At 40.2% G+C, this 18,933-nt stretch carries 12 protein-coding genes and 1 pseudogene; 11 read left to right on the top strand and 2 right to left on the bottom strand.

The window, feature by feature from the left end:
* Positions 1–12: 12 nt before the first annotated feature.
* From MUA90_RS01690 to MUA90_RS01725, 8 genes are all read left to right on the top strand, one after another.
* Entirely contained in the window at positions 13–4,371 is a 4,359-nt protein-coding gene (locus tag MUA90_RS01690) for a G5 domain-containing protein (RefSeq protein ID WP_262587928.1), read from the top strand.
* A gap of 447 nt (positions 4,372–4,818) precedes the next feature.
* Positions 4,819–6,024 carry a DegT/DnrJ/EryC1/StrS family aminotransferase gene (locus MUA90_RS01695; protein ID WP_262587929.1) on the top strand — a complete coding sequence of 402 codons (1,206 nt, stop codon included), beginning with the start codon at positions 4,819–4,821 and terminating at the stop codon, positions 6,022–6,024.
* Positions 6,021–7,130, top strand: a complete 1,110-nt coding sequence (locus MUA90_RS01700; protein WP_262587930.1) for an ATP-grasp domain-containing protein — start codon at positions 6,021–6,023, stop codon at positions 7,128–7,130. The genes MUA90_RS01695 and MUA90_RS01700 overlap by 4 nt, the downstream gene beginning before the upstream one ends.
* The gene (locus MUA90_RS01705) at positions 7,131–8,033 is read left to right on the top strand and encodes an NAD-dependent epimerase/dehydratase family protein (protein ID WP_262587931.1); all 903 of its coding nucleotides are present in this window, start codon (positions 7,131–7,133) and stop codon (positions 8,031–8,033) included.
* Positions 8,011–8,601 (top strand): sugar transferase, encoded by a 591-nt coding sequence (locus MUA90_RS01710; protein WP_105994102.1) that lies wholly within the window; start codon positions 8,011–8,013, stop codon positions 8,599–8,601. The genes MUA90_RS01705 and MUA90_RS01710 overlap by 23 nt, the downstream gene beginning before the upstream one ends.
* Before the next feature lie 16 nt (positions 8,602–8,617).
* Positions 8,618–9,874 carry a glycosyltransferase gene (locus tag MUA90_RS01715; RefSeq protein ID WP_262587932.1) on the top strand — a complete coding sequence of 419 codons (1,257 nt, stop codon included), beginning with the start codon at positions 8,618–8,620 and terminating at the stop codon, positions 9,872–9,874.
* 173 nt (positions 9,875–10,047) lie between these two features.
* Positions 10,048–11,505, top strand: a complete 1,458-nt coding sequence (locus MUA90_RS01720) for an O-antigen polysaccharide polymerase Wzy family protein (protein WP_262587933.1) — start codon at positions 10,048–10,050, stop codon at positions 11,503–11,505.
* Between the two features lie 2 nt (positions 11,506–11,507).
* Entirely contained in the window at positions 11,508–13,037 is a 1,530-nt protein-coding gene (locus tag MUA90_RS01725; RefSeq protein WP_262587934.1) for an oligosaccharide flippase family protein, read from the top strand.
* A 97-nt stretch (positions 13,038–13,134) separates the two neighbouring features.
* Here MUA90_RS01725 and MUA90_RS01730 read toward each other — a convergent pair whose 3' ends face one another.
* Positions 13,135–13,857: a hypothetical protein gene (locus MUA90_RS01730; RefSeq protein WP_262587935.1), complete on the bottom strand. Its 723-nt coding sequence runs from the start codon at positions 13,855–13,857 to the stop codon at positions 13,135–13,137.
* A 163-nt stretch (positions 13,858–14,020) separates the two neighbouring features.
* On the opposite strand from MUA90_RS01730, the gene MUA90_RS01735 reads away from it, so the two are divergent.
* Together MUA90_RS01735 and MUA90_RS01740 are read left to right on the top strand one after the other, a co-directional pair.
* Positions 14,021–14,152 (top strand): hypothetical protein, encoded by a 132-nt coding sequence (locus MUA90_RS01735; protein ID WP_262587936.1) that lies wholly within the window; start codon positions 14,021–14,023, stop codon positions 14,150–14,152.
* An 18-nt stretch (positions 14,153–14,170) separates the two neighbouring features.
* Positions 14,171–15,589: pseudogene (locus MUA90_RS01740) on the top strand (DUF6056 family protein); the annotation flags it as partial.
* A gap of 75 nt (positions 15,590–15,664) precedes the next feature.
* Here the strand turns inward: MUA90_RS01740 and MUA90_RS01745 are convergent.
* Positions 15,665–16,234 carry a TetR/AcrR family transcriptional regulator gene (locus tag MUA90_RS01745; protein ID WP_262587937.1) on the bottom strand — a complete coding sequence of 190 codons (570 nt, stop codon included), beginning with the start codon at positions 16,232–16,234 and terminating at the stop codon, positions 15,665–15,667.
* Positions 16,235–16,386: 152 nt separating this feature from the next.
* Here MUA90_RS01745 and MUA90_RS01750 point away from each other — a divergent pair, with 152 nt between their 5' ends.
* Positions 16,387–18,897, top strand: a complete 2,511-nt coding sequence (locus MUA90_RS01750) for an MMPL family transporter (protein WP_262587938.1) — start codon at positions 16,387–16,389, stop codon at positions 18,895–18,897.
* Positions 18,898–18,933: the final 36 nt, after the last annotated feature.

The following is an 18,933-nucleotide window of genomic DNA, read 5'->3' on the forward strand; positions in this document are numbered from 1 at the left end:
GCAACAACACAAGTGATTGAAAAAGGCACAATTCAAATTGCGACAACGGATATTGCATATGACACGGTTTACAGAGAAAATCCAGATTTACCAGTCGGTACGCAAAACGAAATTCAAGCAGGTATTGTCGGAACAACACAAACAACAACGACATATCAAGTGAATGCAGGTACCGGCGCATTAGAGAATTCGACATCTGAAACAACAGTCTTGCAGAGTGCGCAAACAAGAATTATCGAAGTAGGTGTCGGTACGACAACAACTACAACAAATGAAATTCCGCCTAGCACGAATTATGTCGCAAATCCAAATACTGACCCAGGCGCTGGCGACCACACAGTATTAACACCAGGTGTGGCAGGCGAATCAACAACAACGAAAGTACCAGGTCAAGATCCGGTTACTGAAGTCACTACACCTGCAGTAGATGAAGTGATTGGTGTCGATAATGTAGATACACAAACAACGACACAGCCTTATGACACAATTGTGCGCTATAATCCGGATTTACCAGTCGGTACAGTGAATCAAGTAGTTCAAGAAGGACAAAACGGTACAACGACTATCACGACAACGTATGAAGTTGATGCAACAACAGGTACACTGTACAATCCGCAGACAACTGAAAGTACAACAGCGCCAGTGAATCGTATTATTGAATACGGTCCGGTTGAAGGTACTGTAGTTTACCAGCCGGATACTAGCCTGCCGTATGGCGAAACTGAAACAATTCCAGGTACACCAGGCGACCCGAACGACCCGAATAATCCGCCGACAGAAACAGTAGTGAAAGTCGGTAATCAGATGACCGAAAGTAGCGTATTGCCGTTTGATACACAATATGTTCCGGTTACTGAAGCGGTCGGTTATGAAAATGTGAAAGTCGCAGGCCAAGAGGGTACGACAACAACGACAAAAGTTTATGATGTAGATCCGCAAACAGGTGCATTATTGAATCCGATTGTCACAACGAATACGACACCTGCAGTGACACAAGTCGTTGAAAAAGGTACGACACAAGTCGCTACATCTGATTTACCGTATGAAACAGTTTATGTAGAAAATCCGAACTTGCCTGAAGGTACGCAAAATGAACTTCAAGCAGGCAGTGTCGGAACAACACAAACAACAACAGTTTATACGTTGAATCAAGATACAGGTGCACTTGAAAATCCAACTTCAACAACCGTGACAACACAAGAAGCGAAACAACGTATTATCGAGGTCGGAACAGGTGTCACAGCATCTACGAAAACTCCGATTGCGCCGACAACTTCATATGAAGCGAATCCAGATGTTACGCAGCCTATCGGCGAACAAACGGTTACAGTACCTGGACAAGCAGGAGAAACAACGACGACGAAAGTACCAGGTCAAGAAGCGGTGACAGAAGTGACGCTTCCAGTTGTAAATGAAATCATCGGTGTCAATAACGTTGAACGTTCAGAAACAGAAGTACCGTATGACACAATTATCCGCTACAATCCGAGCCTGCCTGTCGGCACAACAGATTATGTGGCACAAGAAGGTCAAAACGGTACAGTCACAACGACAACAACGTATGAAGTAGATCCGGAAACAGGCGCATTATTGAATCCAACAACACAAACGACAACGATTGATGCGGTGAATCGTATTGTGGAATACGGACCAGTCGCAGGCGGTATTGTTTACCTGCCTGATGCGACATTACCAGCAGGTCAAACTACGACAGTTCCCGGACAACCAGGCGATCCGAACGACCCGGATAACTTGCCGACAGATACGATTGTGAAAGTCGGCAATGTCACAACAGATACTGAACAAGTGCCTTACAGTACAACTTATACAGGTGCTGCACAGCCGACAACGTATACAAATGTAGCAACACCTGGTCAAACAGGTACAACTACTACGACAACAACGTATACAGTAAACCCATCAACAGGTGCGTTAAGCAATCCGCAAATCACAACGACAACAACACCGCCTGTGAATGAAGTGGTTGAAAAAGGTACAATCCAAGTCGCAACAACAGACAACCCTTACAATGTGATTTACCGTGAAAATCCTGACTTGCCTGTCGGTACACAAAATGAAATTCAACCAGGTATTGCAGGATTGACAGAAACAACAACGACTTACACAGTGAATCCGCAAACAGGAGAATTAGAACACCCAATCACAACAGATAAAGTCTTAACAGAAACACAAGACCAAATCATTGAAATCGGTGGCGGCACAACAGCGGCAACAACAACTGAAATTCCTCCTGAGACAACATATGTCGCAAACCCAGATCCGAATGCCGGAACAGGAGAGACTAATGTGGTGACACCAGGTGTACCAGGCGTCTCAACTACAACGAAAGAACCTGGCAAAACTGCAGTCACTGAAATCACAACGCCGGCAGTGAATGAAGTTATCGGTGTCGACAATGTGGATACGACAACACAAACAGTTCCGTATGACACAATTGTCAGATACAACCCTAACCTGCCGGTCGGTACTACAGATCATGTGGCGCAAGAAGGACAAAACGGCACAATCACTACGACAACAACGTATGAAGTCGACCCAGAAACAGGCGCTTTAAGCAATCCGCAATCTGAGACAACAACAGTGAATCCGACACAGCGTATTGTGGAATACGGACCAGTCGCAGGCGGCACAGTGTATCAACCAGATACAAGTCTGCCATATGGCGAAACTGAAACGATTCCAGGTACACCAGGGGATCCGAATGATCCGAATAATCCGCCGACAGAAACAATTGTGAAAGTGGGCAATATGGCGACTGAATCTGAACCGATTGCTTACGACACACAATATGTACCTTCTGACCAAGCTGTCGGTTATGAAAATGTGGTAACGCCAGGACAAGACGGTATATTGACGACAACAACAACGTATGAAGTCGATCCGGTTACGGGTGCTTTAATCAATCCAGATGTCACATCATCTAAAGTACCGCCAGTCACTCAAGTGGTTGAAAAAGGTACAACACAAACAACAACGAATGATGTACCTTTCGAAACGATTTACAGAGAAAATCCTGACTTGCCTCAAGGTACGCAAAATGAAATACAAGCAGGTGTGACAGGACAAACAGAAACAACAACAACGTATACAGTAAATGCTGAAACGGGTATATTAGAAAATCCTGTTTCAAATACAACAACACGCACGCCAGCACAAAACAGAATTATCGAAATCGGTGTAGGAACGACATCTACAGTCACAACAGAAATCCCGCCAGAAACAACTTACGAACCGAAACCAGACCTATCACAACCGATTGGTACACAAACAGTGACAACACCAGGACAGCCAGGCATTGAAACAACAACGAAAGCACCTGGCAAAGAAGCGGTTACCGAAATCACTACACCGCCAGTTAATGAAGTTATCGGAATCAATAATGTTGAACAGACAACGACAGCGATTCCATTTGAAACGGAAGTTCGATACAATCCAAACTTGCCTGTCGGCACAGTGAACCATGTTGCACAAGAAGGGCAAACAGGTACAAGCCAAACAACGACAACGTACGAAGTCGATCCAACTACAGGTGCATTAATCAATCCGACAACAAAAGAAACAATCACACAAACACCGGTGAATCGCATTGTAGAATACGGCCCTGTCGCACCTTCTGTAACTTATAAACCGAACCTTGATTTACCAGTAGGCGAAACACAAGTTATAGAAGAAGGCACACCAGGCGACCCGAATGATCCGAACAACCTGCCTAAAGACAGAGTTATCAGTGTCGGAACAAAAGTGGTAGTCGTAGAAGATATACCATTTGAAACAATCTACAGAGATAATCCGAACTTGCCGGTCGGCACAGAATACGAAGTTCAAATCGGTAAGACAGGTCAAAAACAAACAACAACAGTTTACGGTGTAGATCCTAAGACTGGAGAACTGATCAATCCGGATACAACATCTATTATCGTGATTGAGAAAACAGACAGAATTATTGAACGCGGTACAGGTGCAGTACCTGAACAACCGGAAGAACCGGGTACACCGGAACAACCAGAAGTACCAAGTACACCAGAGCAGCCATCTGCACCAAGTGTGACACCGCCAAGTGAAAGCGAAGGCACTATCGATACACCTAAAGTACCAACTGAACCTCAAACAACTGAGCAACGGACAGAGGTGCAAGAAGGGCATGTTGAAAAAGAAGGCACACCTTCAAAAGATGACCGTAAAGTAAAATCTAAGGGTGCAGGCAGTGTAATCGTGAAAGCGAAAGATAAGGTATTGCCTGATACTGGTCAAGATGATGTGAAGAAAACATTATTCGGAACATTATTTTCAGGACTAGGTGCTTGGTTGTTATTCGGCAAACGCCGCAAGAAAGATAATAAAGACCAGTAAGATAATAGTAGTAAAATCGAATAAGTAAGCTGAGGCGTCCTTTGTATTCAAAGGGCGTCTTCTTTTTTGTGATATTGGAAAATGGTGTGCGGTTTTGTTAATTGCATGTAAAGTTTGTTAAGTGAATATTGATTTTATAATTAGTTTATTAATGTCATGTAATTCTAAATTTAGGATTGTTAAATAATAATTTTGATTACGAATATTGCTTGAATACTTTTTAGTTGGTGGATTATACTGTTACTAAATTGGAACATAATATCTAATCAGAATATTTGCGGAGTTATTACGAAAATGAGTACAAATCTTAATAAAAGAGACAGATTTGAAAACAGTCGCTGATATATGTACATAGATATGAAGCACCTCATTGGCAAATGTTCGGAGTATTATTTCTTCTTATTGTTTGCAAGAGATAATAGTTAGAGGATAAAGGAGAAGATAGATATGCAAATACCATTTAGCCCGCCACAAATTTCTGAAGAGGCAATTGAAAGTGTCGTTGAAACATTAAGAAGCGGATGGATCACAACGGGTCCTAAGACACAAGCATTTGAAGAGGCTTTGACTGACTACATGGGAACATCAGGTACAGTCGCAATGAATTCTGCGACAGCAGCTTTAGAAGTCACGTTACGTTTGTTAGGCATCGGAGCGGGTGATGAGGTGATTACATCAGCGTATACGTATACAGCTTCAGCATCTATCATTGCGCATGTTGGTGCGAAGATTGTATTAGTCGATACGCAAGAAGACTCATTAGAAATGGACTATGAGCAGTTAGCATCTAAAATCACTTCGCGTACAAAAGCCATTATTCCTGTAGATATTGCAGGACAATTGTGCGATTATGATAAAATTTTTGAAATTGTACAACGCAAACAAGACTTGTTCAGCACTGAAAATCCTGTACATGCTTTATTAAACCGTATTGCGATTATTGATGATGGTGCACATTCATTTGGTGCGAGAAAAGGTACAAGATGCAGCGGCAGTTTTGCGGACTTCACTACGTTTTCATTCCATGCGGTGAAGAACCTGACAACAGCTGAAGGCGGTGCCGTGACTTGGACGAGAGATTATGAAGCAGATGGCTACAATCTGCCGAAATTGTTCAAAACATCTATTCTGCACGGCCAAAGCAAAGATGCGTTATCTAAAATGCAAAAAGGCAACTGGGAATATGACATTACTGAACTTGGCTATAAATTTAATATGACAGATATTAATGCGGCAATCGGATTAGATCAGCTGAGCAAATACGAGGATAATTTATCCCGCCGTAAAGAAATCGTACGTTTGTATGAAGCGCATTTGAATCCTGAATTTATTCAGACATTAAAGCATTTTGATAATGATAAAGAGTCCAGCTGCCACCTTTATATCACTTGGATAAAAGGCGCAACTGAAGCACAGCGCAACGATATTATTCAGCGTTTGGCAGAGCAAGGCATCGCAACGAATGTACACTACAAACCTTTACCGATGTTTTCAGTGTACCAAGCCTACGGCTTCAATATTGAAGACTATCCGAATGCTTATGCGCACTATGTTAACGAATTGACGCTGCCATTATATCCGCAGCTGACAGATGAACAAGTAGAATTTATCGTTCAGCAAGTCAATGAAGCAGTCGGCGGGGTATTAGTATGAAGAAGGTCTTAATTTTAGGTGTGGCACCTGTACAAGCAGAAGCGATTGAAAAGCTGAATGACTTAGGTTATGAAACACATGCGATTGCGATGAAGAAAGATGGTCCAGGTGCAGATCAAGCGGATTACTTCAGCGAAATTAATATCATTGATCAGCCAGCAGTCAAAGCGTATATCACTGAACATGGTATCGATGCAGTATATTCTGTCGGTTCTGATTTAGCAATGCCTGTCGCTAATCAATTATCTGAAGCATTGGATTTACCGCATTTTGTAAGCTATGAAACAGCTTATGCTTGTAATCATAAAGATGAAATGCGTGCGCAGACAAAGGGGATCAAAGGGTCTGTACCTTTTGAAATTACTACAGATCCAAAGCATCAAACACAAATAGACTATCCCGTGTTCGTCAAACCGACAGATGGTCAAGGCCAACGCGGTATCACGCTTGTTGAACAGCCATCAGATTTACCGGATGCGATTCAATTTGCGGTGGAGCATTCAAGAGAAGGTGCGGCAATTATCGAACGTTATATTGATGGGTATGAAATTTCCGTCAATGGTTATGTTGTTAATGGGAAGCTGGAATTTACATTAGTATCTATGCGCGAAACTTGGCCTAAGCATCCAGGATTGATTCATAAGCATATTATTGATCCGGATTATGATTATCCGCTGGATTCCATTCAACAAGCTATCCAAGCACATCTTGAAACTTTGAAGATAGATAATGGACCCGTCTATGCGCAAGTGAAAGTCATGGATGATGAAGCATTTATTATTGAAATCACACCGCGCTTTGATGGTTGCCATATGCATAAATTAATTCAATACTATAATCAAGACGAATTGCTGGAAAAGACATTCAAACATTTGCTGGATGGAGAGACACCAGAATTCATAACGCCGTATACGGTACAGCCGATTGTGCTGGAATTCATGTGCGAAACGCCGAATCAAGCGATTGATTACGACCAATTCACTACACCGGATGGGACATTAGAAAGTTATCGCTATTATCATCAAGGCGACCACATCCGCCCGGTCAATGGCGTCTATGACAAGGTAGGTTTTTATATCTATCCTCTTAAAAAGGAGGACAATTAAATGGCATTCAGAATTACAGGCGGGACAGGTTTATTAGGCAGATACTTCACAACATTGCTTGAAGAAAAAGGCGAAGACTATACAGTATTGTCTCGCCAAGGCAATGATGATGCACAGCGTATTCAAACAGATTATACAAAAGGTTCGCTTGAAATGGTCTTTCAAGAAGGCGATGTCATTGTACATTTAGCCGGAAACAGAGGTCCGACCGCTGAAATCAGCACGTATACATCCGAACTTCAAATGGCGCAGAATATTTTTGAAGCCGCAATAGCTAAAAAGTGCCGGCACGTTATTGTCGCATCTTCGATTTCAGTGTACGCAGATGAAACAACACTGCCGTGGAAAGAGTCAGATGCGAAACAAGATGTGCCTAAATCATTGTACGGTTTAAACAAGGGGTATGTTGAGGCACTTGCGGCGTACTATAGAGAACGTAAGCAGCTCAATACGACTTGCCTGCGCTTCTCGCATTTATTCGGTGCGAATGAAAAGAATAATTATATGATCAATTATTTTATGCGCTTGGCTTGTTTAGGCAAACCATTGACAGTGATGGGAGAAAGTACAGTGCCGCGTGAATTCTTATATGCAAAAGATGCTGCACAAGCCATTTGGCAAACTGCAGTACAACCGCCGTCATCCTTAGTCCTTAATGTCAAAGGCAGCGAAGCTTTAACCAACTTAGAAGCAGCCCAGCAGATTAATGAAGCCTTTCATAATCAAGCCGGCATAGAACGTAAAGATGAAGATGTGCCTGATTTCTTTACACCGTCTTATATGGATGGGACAAAAGCACAGGCTGAAATCAGCTTTGTGCCGCAATATAGTTTCTTACAGGCGCAGCAAGAAATTTATCAAGAAATGGAGCGACTAAGCGATGAGTTACCAGAAAAATATTAAAAGAATCCTGGATGTAGCTTTGTTTATTGCGTTATTGCCGATACTGATTGTTGTCGCATTGCCTGTCAGTCTTGCGATTAAGAAAGAAGATAAAGGCAGTATTTTATATAACGGGCAACGCCTGGGTGTAGGGATGCTGCCGTTTAAGATGCATAAATTCAGAACGATGAAAGAAAATGCTGAAGATATCAGAAACGCAGACGGCAGTACGTTCAACAGCGACCAAGATCCGCGTGTCACAAAGATTGGACAATTCTTGCGTAAATCAAGTATTGATGAATTACCGCAATTATTGAATGTGTTAAAAGGCGACATGAGCTTTGTCGGTCCGCGTCCAAGTCCGTTAGGCAATGAACACCGCTACCCGGATTACTATAAGACAAAGTTTCATGTGAAACCCGGTATTACTGGCTTAACACAAGCGTTACTGCGCAATAGTGCATCAATGGAAGAACGCATGCGTTTAGATGCTTTTTATGCTGCGAATGTAAGCTTTACAATGGATGCGTTTGTGATTTATAAGACGATTTCAACTGTGCTGCTTCAAAAGAATATTAATCAGAAGTAAGAAAGGAATAGAACCCATGCGAAAAGAATTGATTCTGTTAACCAATTACTTCCCGTATTATAAAGGCGAGGAGTATTTAGAAGAAGAAATAGATTATCTTGCTGAAGCATTTGATCATATCATTATTATTCCCACAATGGTCAGCCCTAAGATGAAGTTAACACGCGAAGTGCCGGATGAGGCAACGGTATTAGATTTGCCTTTTCCGCAAGGTTTAAAAGATAAAGCGGTCAATTTTTTCAAAACAGCACCGAATATTCTGCTGAAACATCATCGTGTGTTAGGCATCGGTGAAAATGCTGGGTCTTTAAATCCCTATAAGTGGATGTACAATCTTTATTTCGAAGCGAGAACAGATGCTATCTATCAAGATTTAGTACGTTCGCATCTGCTGCCTGAAAATAACGGCACTACGCAATTGTATATTTATAGTTACTGGTTTTATATTACAGCCAATTTAGGTGCGAAGCTGAAACATGATTATTACGGCGATGCATCGATTCCGTTTATTTCCAGAGGCCACGGCTATGATGTTAATGATTATATTAAACCTTTCAGCTTCTTGCCGATGCGCCAAAGCATGCTGGCACGTGTCGATGCACTCTTTCCTGTTTCAGATACGAGCACACGCTACTTGAGAGAAAAGTTTCCGAAGTATGCGGATAAAGTCGAAACAAGACGGTTAGGAGTCGGAGAAGGGGACTTCCAAGTCTCAGAACGCAAGCCTAACTTGTTTGTCAGCTGTTCCACAATCCGCAAACTGAAACGCTTAGATGTCATTATCGATGCACTCGCACAATTAAGCGAAAAAGGTTATGACTTTAAGTGGGTACATATCGGAGACGGCCCTGATGCTGAAAAGATTGCGGAACTGGCAAAGGAAAAATTAAAGCCCGAACAATATGAATTGATTGGGCGCTTACCAAACGTTGAAGTCAGAAAATGGTATCATGACCATAACCCGACACTGTTCTTGAACACGTCTGAATCTGAAGGTGTGCCGGTGTCTGTAATGGAAGCGATGGCGAATGCGATTCCTGTCGTTGCGTCAGATGTAGGCGGTACGTCAGAAATTGTAAAACCTGAACAAAATGGTTTGCTGATCAGCGACGCTTTAAATCCAGATGATGCAGCTGAAGCAATTGAATATTTCATCAACCTTTCAGATGAAGCATATTACAATTATGCACAAGGTGCGTATCAATCATGGCAGACACTCAGTGATTCTGAAACATTATATACAGCGTTTGCACATGCATTGGCACAAAGGTAACGCGAAAGTACGGCGATACAGTACTTGGAGAGGCAGGTTGGGATAATTGGTGGAAAGAAGTCTATGCATTTTTGTGAGATGTATCAGAACTACACCTATGACACAACGAGAGACAAGACTTTAATGAGGTAATCAATCACAAATAAGTAATGAATGAGTGAGTAGGTGGAAGTTTGGTCAGATTATTAAGATGGAGCATACTGGGCATTGCGGTAATTATGCTCGCCTTGGGCATTATTTTCTCGAATATTACGCTGTTATTCAGTGCGCTCTTATTATTTTTTCTGAACAATATCATATATGGATTGGAATCCTTCAACCAGCGGGTCATCTTCTTTATGTTTAATGTGACCTTCTTTGTCTTCTTAATGGGAAGAATGGTCGTAAGCAAACTCTTCCATTATCATGAGAAAGACTTTAAGTTGCTGGGAACATATTTTACAGATCAATCCATTATCTTCAATATTTTAATCATGTTGAGTTTAAGTCTGTTTTGTCTTTTCTTAGGCTATGCACTGTTAGATCGCGAAGTACATCGCGGATTCGATCAGTTCCAACCGATAGAGACAAAGTATAAACAAAATATCAGAACCATCAGCTTGTTTGTGTTTGCGGTTGCGATTGTCTTCAAATTGGTTTACTTAGCTGAAGCTATTCAAGCATCACAAGCACAAGGGTACTATGCATTCTTTTCTAACTTTAAGTCTAACTTGCCAGGCGCATTTGTATTAATCAGCAGAATGTTCCCGGTCGCATTCTTTATCTACCTTGCGACTTTACCGGCAAAGAAGAAAGCATGGCTTGCGATTGCGGCCTTTTTGCTTGTGGATAGTTTATCCGTTATGACAGGTTCAAGATCTGACTTTATGCTGGATGTGCTGATACTCTTTATCTATTTCTGTTACCGCAACCGTTTGGCTAAAGATACACAGACAGACAAATGGTTCGGCAAGAAGACGATTATTACAGGTGTCGTATTGGCACCGATTTTGCTTGCGGTTATGAACTTTGTCGGAAACAACCGCGGCGGTACTAAAACAGAAGGCGGTTTCTTTGATGCATTGCTGTCATTCTTCTTCTCACAAGGTATCAGTGTGAATGTTATCGGTTATACGATTGAAAAAGCTAAAGAAATTCCAGATAAGATTTATTCCATCGGTCCTTTGACAGAATATGCGGTATTTAATATTTGGGGCAATTTGACGGGCGGCCAAGGCGGTTGGTCAGGCCAATCTGTTGAACGTGCTTTAGACGGCTACCAATATTCTCATACTATTTCCTATGTCATTATGAAGGATTTGTATTTAAAGGGTGTAGGCTATGGTTCAAGTTTCGTTGCGGAAACGTATCATGATTTCGGTTATGTTGGCATGATGTTTGCGAGTTTGATAATCGGGATTCTCATCGCTTTATTTACACGCATGCTTACTGCTAAACATATTATGTTTATTGCGGCAGCACTGATTATGGCGCGTATGATGTTATTCATTCCGCGTGCAAGTACTATCGCATTTATTATTGATACTTTTTCACCCGCGAACATTTTCACAGTGATTGTCATCTTTGGTTTAGAACGTGTCTTGCGTCCGTATCTCAATCGACGCCGCAATCACCGTAAACAGGAGTTATGAGTATGAATCAAAGAAGAGCTGGAGCGGTTTTATCCTACATATCTATATTCGGAAATATTTTAGTCGCAGTACTGTATACACCTTTCTTTATCAGAACACTCGGCACTTCGGAATATGGATTGTATAACTTAGTATTATCTTTCTTAGTCTATTTGAATATTATGGACTTGGCGTTTGGTAATACCATTGCGAAATTCCTATCGCAAAATCGAGTGAAAGGCTCGAAAGCACAAGAAGCACGTATTCTTGGTAATATCTTGAATATCTATTTCTTGTGTTCATTAATAGTCGGATTAATGGGTATCGTGCTGTACTTTAATGCAGAGGCAGTCTTCGGCAATGCTTTAGCACCTAAGCAGCTCTCTGAATTAAAGCTGATGTTAATCTTTATTATCATCAATATTATGATTTCATTTTATCCGGGTATCTTTAACGGTATTTTGCAAGCATATGAATACTTTGTAATCGCAAAGAGTATGCTGCTGATTCGTGTCGTGACACCATCGATTTTAGCGACACCTTTCTTATTGATGGGCTATGGTGCCGTTACGATTATTTTAATCACTTTAATCGTGAACTTTGCATGTATTTTCTTAGGTATGATTTTATGCAAACGCAAAGTCGCTATCCGCTTTGATTGGAAAGGTGCACTCTCTATCTCGCACTTAAGCCAACAGAAACAATTGAATCTGTATTTAGGTTTAGTGTTGTTTTCAATTGCTATCGAGCAATTAACACTGAATTCAGGACAAATGATTTTAGGTGCGATTAACGGTACTGTCGCCGTCGCAATATATGTAATTGCCGTACAGTTTGTTAAGATTTTCCAACAGTTCGCAACTTCTATCAATAACGTCACGTTTCCAGGGTTTTCAATGCTGGTTGTAGAAGGTGCAGATAATGATCGATTATTGAAACAAATGGTTAGAATCAGCCGGATTCAGTTAATCGTTCTATCCTTTATTCTATCTGGATTTGTGATTTTCGGTGAGAATTTCATTGTCATTTGGGCAGGACCTGATTTTCGTCCAGCTTATATTATGACAGTACTCTTAATGTTTACGATTACGTTCCAACTTTCGCAACTGCCGGCTGTCAGTATTATTCAAGCACATAACCGCCAAACATTTCGTTTCATTGCACTTGCGGTCACACTTGTTTTAGCAATGGGTGCCGCCGCATTATTAGCACCGAAATACAGCGGTTACGGTGTATCGATTTCGATTGCTGGTTTCAGCTTTATCGGCTATACGCTGATTATGAACTGGTATTACCACTATAAAATCGGTTTGAATATGTATCGTTTCTGGTTTGAAATGGGTAAAATATGGCTGCCGATGTTAATTGTGACAGCGATATATTATTTCATTTATCAATGGATAGCGGAAGCATTAGGCAAAGGTTTAGTAATTTTAGGTATCAATATCATTATATATTCTATGCTGTATTCGGCAGTCTTATGGCTCGTGATTATGAATCAAAGTGAGCAGCAGATTGCAAAGAATATCTTGAAGCGTTTTAAACGCAAATAAGCATAATTTATTAATTTCATAGCTGTTATGACAAATGAAAAAGGTCGTTGTAAGTACAGTACTGCAACGACCTTTTGCGACCTGGAAAACCGATTCATCAGAACATGCTTTTCAGAACTTGTATGAAGTGAAGCGCATAACAGATATACCAGATACCTGAGATGCATAAGGCAAATGCGATGGCGGCTAAACCGTTTTGAATCCATTTGCTTGGAATTAAAGTGAAACAGCGGGTACGGCCGTTCCAATTAATGTTGAAGCGGTTGAAGTACACAATGAACAAGAAAGGCATTGTGACATACAGCGCTCTAAACATAGGACTCAGCAACAAACCTTTCAAAGCATCTTTTTGCTGACCGGTTATCCGGTTATGCAGCTGATGCAAGAAGGCATCCGGTTTTGTTTGACCGAAACTTTCCAGCCACCAATCCGCAAAGAAAATCGCAAAGCATCCGATAAAAGCAGAAAGTACAATCACCAGACGGATGACAAAATCAGCCCATGGGCGTTTGACAGCGGATGCTTTCAAAACGAGACGCTGTGTCAAAAGGAGCTGAATCAAACAAAGCAGGCATCCGATGGCACAGGCTGCTGCGCTATATTCTAACGCAAAGAAACTATGATAGAGTTTCGGCAATAAGGCATTAGGTTTATGTAATAACAGTATCAGTGTCCCTAATAATACTGTGTTGATCAGCACAGTATAAAATAAAAAGGCAGTTATCCATTTCATAATACGCGTTTCGCGCCGGATGAAGTATAAATCCAAAATAGTAAAGATAAGGCCGATGAAGAGATATAAACTGATTTGTATAATCATGATGTGTTGGCTCCTTATAGGTTGAAAATGATGTTTTTTAGTTGACTCTATTGATAATAAATAATTTTACTATTAAAAACAAAAATTGTCAGTAAGGAAGTGTTCCCGGTATGAATTTCACTTCAGTATTTGATTATATTAAAACAACAAGGAGCATGGCATCATGAATTTTTTAAAACAGCAAAAACAATATGTCATCATTATTTTAATTGCAGCTTTTTATTTTGTATTTGCGTCAGTGATTCCATTAGCACAAGACGATTGGGAATGGTATGTGACGGGATTTGATCAATGATTCAATCGTCATTTTGAGGATTTGAATGGGCGCTATATCGGTAATATATTAGAAATTTTAGTCGTCAGAAATTTATTGCTGCGGATGGTTGTGTATACAGTCGTCTCAATGCTGGTATTATGGATGATTTTGCGGCTGATACATAAAGATAACAGCCGTGCTTTTTTAGTCATGACCTTTACAGCGTTATTGTTGATGCCGAATCCGATTTTCAAACAAACATACGCTTGGTTTGCCGGATTCAATAACTATGTGACCAGTGCATTATGTGCTTTAGTAATTTTAGGCATGGTGATTCAAATTGTGACCTATCGCGGCCAGCAGCCTAAGCATTACCAAAAGATTGAACTTATTTTGTTTTATCTCGCTTGTCTTGCAGGACAGTTATTAATGGAGTCTGTGACACTTTATAATATGGCGATTATCGGTGTGGGATTAATTGTATATTGGATGATGTATCGTAAAATCAATACTAAGTTATTAATAGGATTAGGCTTTGCTTGTATTGGATCAGTCATCATGTTCAGTAATCCGAATTATTTAAATATGTTAAGCGGCAATACGTCTTATCAAAAAGTAGGGGCTGCGACGTCGCTGTCTGATAAAGTGATAGAAACGATGCTGAGAACGATTCCGTATCATGGCTATTTCACGAGTGGAGTTTTCTTAACGGTACTGGCTTTGGTATTGCTTTATGTCCTTTACCATAGTCCGAAGTTTTTGAATTTGGCAGCGCGCTATAAAATCATACTGACACTTGGAATTGTATGTTTTACGGTTTATAAATACATTGTTTATGACGGCTTTAAACTGACTGACATGGTACATGTGCCATGGATTGCTTTGTTGAACAGCAGTGTATGTTTGATTTACTTTTGTGCAATAGCAATCGGTGTTTACTTTGTCGGTTTGCCGAGACCGGCGTTATTGACGGTATATTTTTGTTTCGCCTCGATTGTTATAGTGGAACTGCCGTTATTTGTTGTTTCTCCGGTCGGACCAAGAAGCTTTTATTTTGTCTATTTATTATGGGTGATTGTCTTACTGACATTGTTGAAACAAATACATCTGCCGATGCGAAGAACCACTGTGATTTTCGGCAGTATCGCATTGGTTTCGAGTCTCTTATTCCTAAGCGTCTTTTCATTTATGACCTATACGAATCATCAACGTATTGAAAAGCTGAAAGATGAAGCGGCACATGCACAAAAAGGACAAGTCATTACTGTCGAAAACTTGCCCTTTGAAGCATATACGCAGCATACTTCGCCATGGTCTGAAGAAACACAGCGTGTCTTTAAACAATATTGGCACATTCCAAATAAGGTTCAATTGAAGTTTGTGCCTTATGGTGAAACGTACAAACAAGAGAAAGAAGAAAAGATAAAGAAAGCAAAAGAACAAAAGCAAGCTGAACAAGAAAAGAAGCAAGAATAAGAAAAGAAAATGAAATAAAGATAAAAATCAGAACGCATGATGATGAACAATGTCATAATGTGCGTTCTGATTTTTTTATTGTTTTAACTTGATATTGACGAGTTGGTTAAAGATTTTATCGAGCTTTTCTGGATACTCCATAGAAAATAAGCTGCAGTTTTCATCGAAATCGCTTTGATAATTCCATTCTCCGATAGCTGTAATCACTGAATCGAAGACACGTGCGACAAGTTCAATCGGGACTTCATTCGGAATTTCGATTTTATCTTCGTTATCGATAATATCTTGGCGCAATTTTTGAATAAATAAAGACGTGACCGTTTCAAAGAATTCTTTGTCATGACGCTGTTTAATATCGATTTTGTCTACAGGGTGGCTCATGAAAATATTGAGTGATTGGAAAGGCTGTCTGATACGTTCTCGGATGTCTGTTTCAAAGTAGTCTTGTGTAATATCATTCATCAAATAGGTTAATAGGTCGTATTTATCATAAAAGTGCTTATAGAAAGTAGTGCGGTGAACCAGTGCTGTTTGGCAGATCATATTTACAGTGATATTTGAAAACATCTTCTCTTCAAGCAATTGAAAGAGTGATTGGGATAATGCACGTTTGGTTTTTATAACACGCAAATCATTTTGATTCATAAATAATCTACATCTCCTTTATCTTGTTGTCTAAGTATATAGAACAGCTGAATTATAGCTAGAAATTTATAGCTCAGCCTGTACAATATGAATTATAAATATACTACTGTGTAGAATAAACTATACTGTATATTTAAGAGGGAGGCAATGAATTGGCAAATTTTCTTTATAAACTCGGGTCATTTATCGCAAAGCATAAATGGTGGGCTATAGTCGCATGGATTGTAGTCTTGTTGGCTGTTATCGTACCGATGACATTCAACGCGCCGAAATTTGATAACGATATCAAAATGACCGGGCTGAAATCGATAGATACGAATAAGAAAATTGAGAAGCATTTTGATATAGATAGTGAAAAAGCAACCATACGTGTTGTCATGAAATCTCATACTAAAGACGGCATCGTTAAAGAAGGTGTCATGAAAGATGTGAAACAAACACTAGATGACATCAAGAAAGATGACAAGCATGTTGAAAAAGTTGCAGATCCTTATAAGAACAAACAAATCAGTAAAGATAAAACGACCTTGTTTACAGACATTCAATATGATTTGAGCATGACATCCATTGAAGACAAAAACATAGATAAAGTCAAAGATCACTTAGATGATTTAAAAGATAAACATAATATACAAACTGAATTGACAGGCAATGGTATGAGCGGCAATGTCGAAGTCGGCGGTATGTCAGAAGTAATCGGTATTGTTGTAGCGTTTATTGTGCTTCTGATTACATTCGGTTCCTTTGTCGCAGCAGGTCTGCCGATTATTTCTGCGGTCCTTGGTTTAGTCACAAGTGTCGGTATTATCGGCTTTATGACGCACTTTACAGATATACCGAATGTCACATTGACGTTGGCAGTAATGATAGGACTAGCAGTCGGTATCGACTATGCACTCTTCATCCTCTTCCGCTACAGACAAATCATTAAAAAGGAATCCAGTGTTCCTAAAGCGGTCGGTTTAGCACTAGGGACAGCCGGCGGTGCTGTTATTTTCGCAGGACTGACTGTCATTATCGCAGTCTGCGGTCTTGGTTTAGTCGGTATTAAGTTCTTAGGTATTATGGGTTATATGTCTGCGATCAGTGTACTCTTTGCGGTCTTAAGTGCATTGACACTGGTACCTGCATTGATCAGCTTATTCCATAAATACATTCATCCTAAAGTAGAAGGACAAGGCCGTAAATCAGCAGATACCGGCTGGTCTAAATTTATAGTCAAAAGTCCATTAGCTGCAGTGCTGATCGGCTTGATTATTTTAGTTACGGTTTCTGTACCTGTATCGCATATGCGCTTAGGAATTCCTGATGACGGTGTTAAACCTGAAAGCACGACACAAAAGAAAGCTTACGACATTATGAGTGATAAATTCGGAGAAGGCTTTAATGGTCAAATTCCGATGATTATCAATGTGAAAGATAAAAAAGATGATCCGCAAGCTATGCAGAAGGATTTAAAACAGCTTATGGGCGATATCAATGATATGGACAATGTGGAATTAGTTTCACCGCCGCAAATGAGCAAGCATAATGACTATGCTTTAATTACAGTTATTCCAAAAAATGGTCCGCAAGCCAAAAGTACAGATGACTTAGTAAAAGATTTAAGAGATTATAATGATGATGCAAAAGATAAATATGGTTTCTTAACTGAAATCTCAGGTACCAATGTAATCAACATTGATATGTCTAAGAAACTTAATGACGCAATTCCAGTCTTTGCGGGCATTATTGTCTTATTAGCATTTGTATTATTAATGCTCGTCTTTCGTTCGATTATTATTCCGCTTAAAGCGGTACTCGGTTTCATCTTATCCTTAACTGCCACACTCGGCTTTACGACATTAGTGATGCAAGACGGCTTTATGAAAGAACTATTCGGTATTCATGAAACAGCACCGGTATTGGCCTTCTTGCCAGTCATTGTTATCGGTATATTATTCGGACTTGCGATGGACTATGAAGTATTCTTAATGTCTCGTGTACATGAAGAATACAGCAGAACCCGCGATAATGAGCATGCGATCAAAGTAGGATTGAAAGAAAGCGGTCCGGTTATCATTGCTGCAGCCTTGATTATGTTCAGTGTCTTCTTAGCCTTTGTGACACAAGAAGATGTGATGATTAAAACAATGGGTATGGCTTTAGCCTTCGGGGTACTGTTTGATGCCTTTGTGGTAAGGTTGATGATTATTCCGGCATTGACATTACTATTTGGCAAAGCCTCATGGTATCTGCCGGCATGGCTGAACCGTATCTTGCCGAAATTCGATATTGAAGGACATGCTTTATCATCTATGATGACACATGAAACATATATGCCAAAACAGTCATCGCAAGCGCAGCATAATTCTGCAGTAATGTCTCAAGCATCCTCTCAAACACACGAACTTTACAATGCATTGCGTCAGCAATCCAACTCAGATGATGTGTTATATGCGGCGTTGTTAATGTATGCGAAAACGCATCATAAAGACATTTATTATAGATTTGCGGGTGCGTCGGATACAGCACATCCTAAACCGACAGCAGCACCGAGCATGAACAAGGATTCACAAGAGCAGCAAGCACTATATGACTTGCTTCAAAGTCAGAACCGAAATATCAGCGAGATGAACACAATCATTAAACAATTCATGGACAAAGATAATCACAAGCATTAGAACAAGAAGAATGCCTTGTATAAATCAAACCATTTT

This window comes from Staphylococcus sp. IVB6181 (assembly GCF_025561445.1).
GTDB classification, from domain to species: Bacteria; Bacillota; Bacilli; order Staphylococcales; family Staphylococcaceae; genus Staphylococcus; species Staphylococcus simulans_B.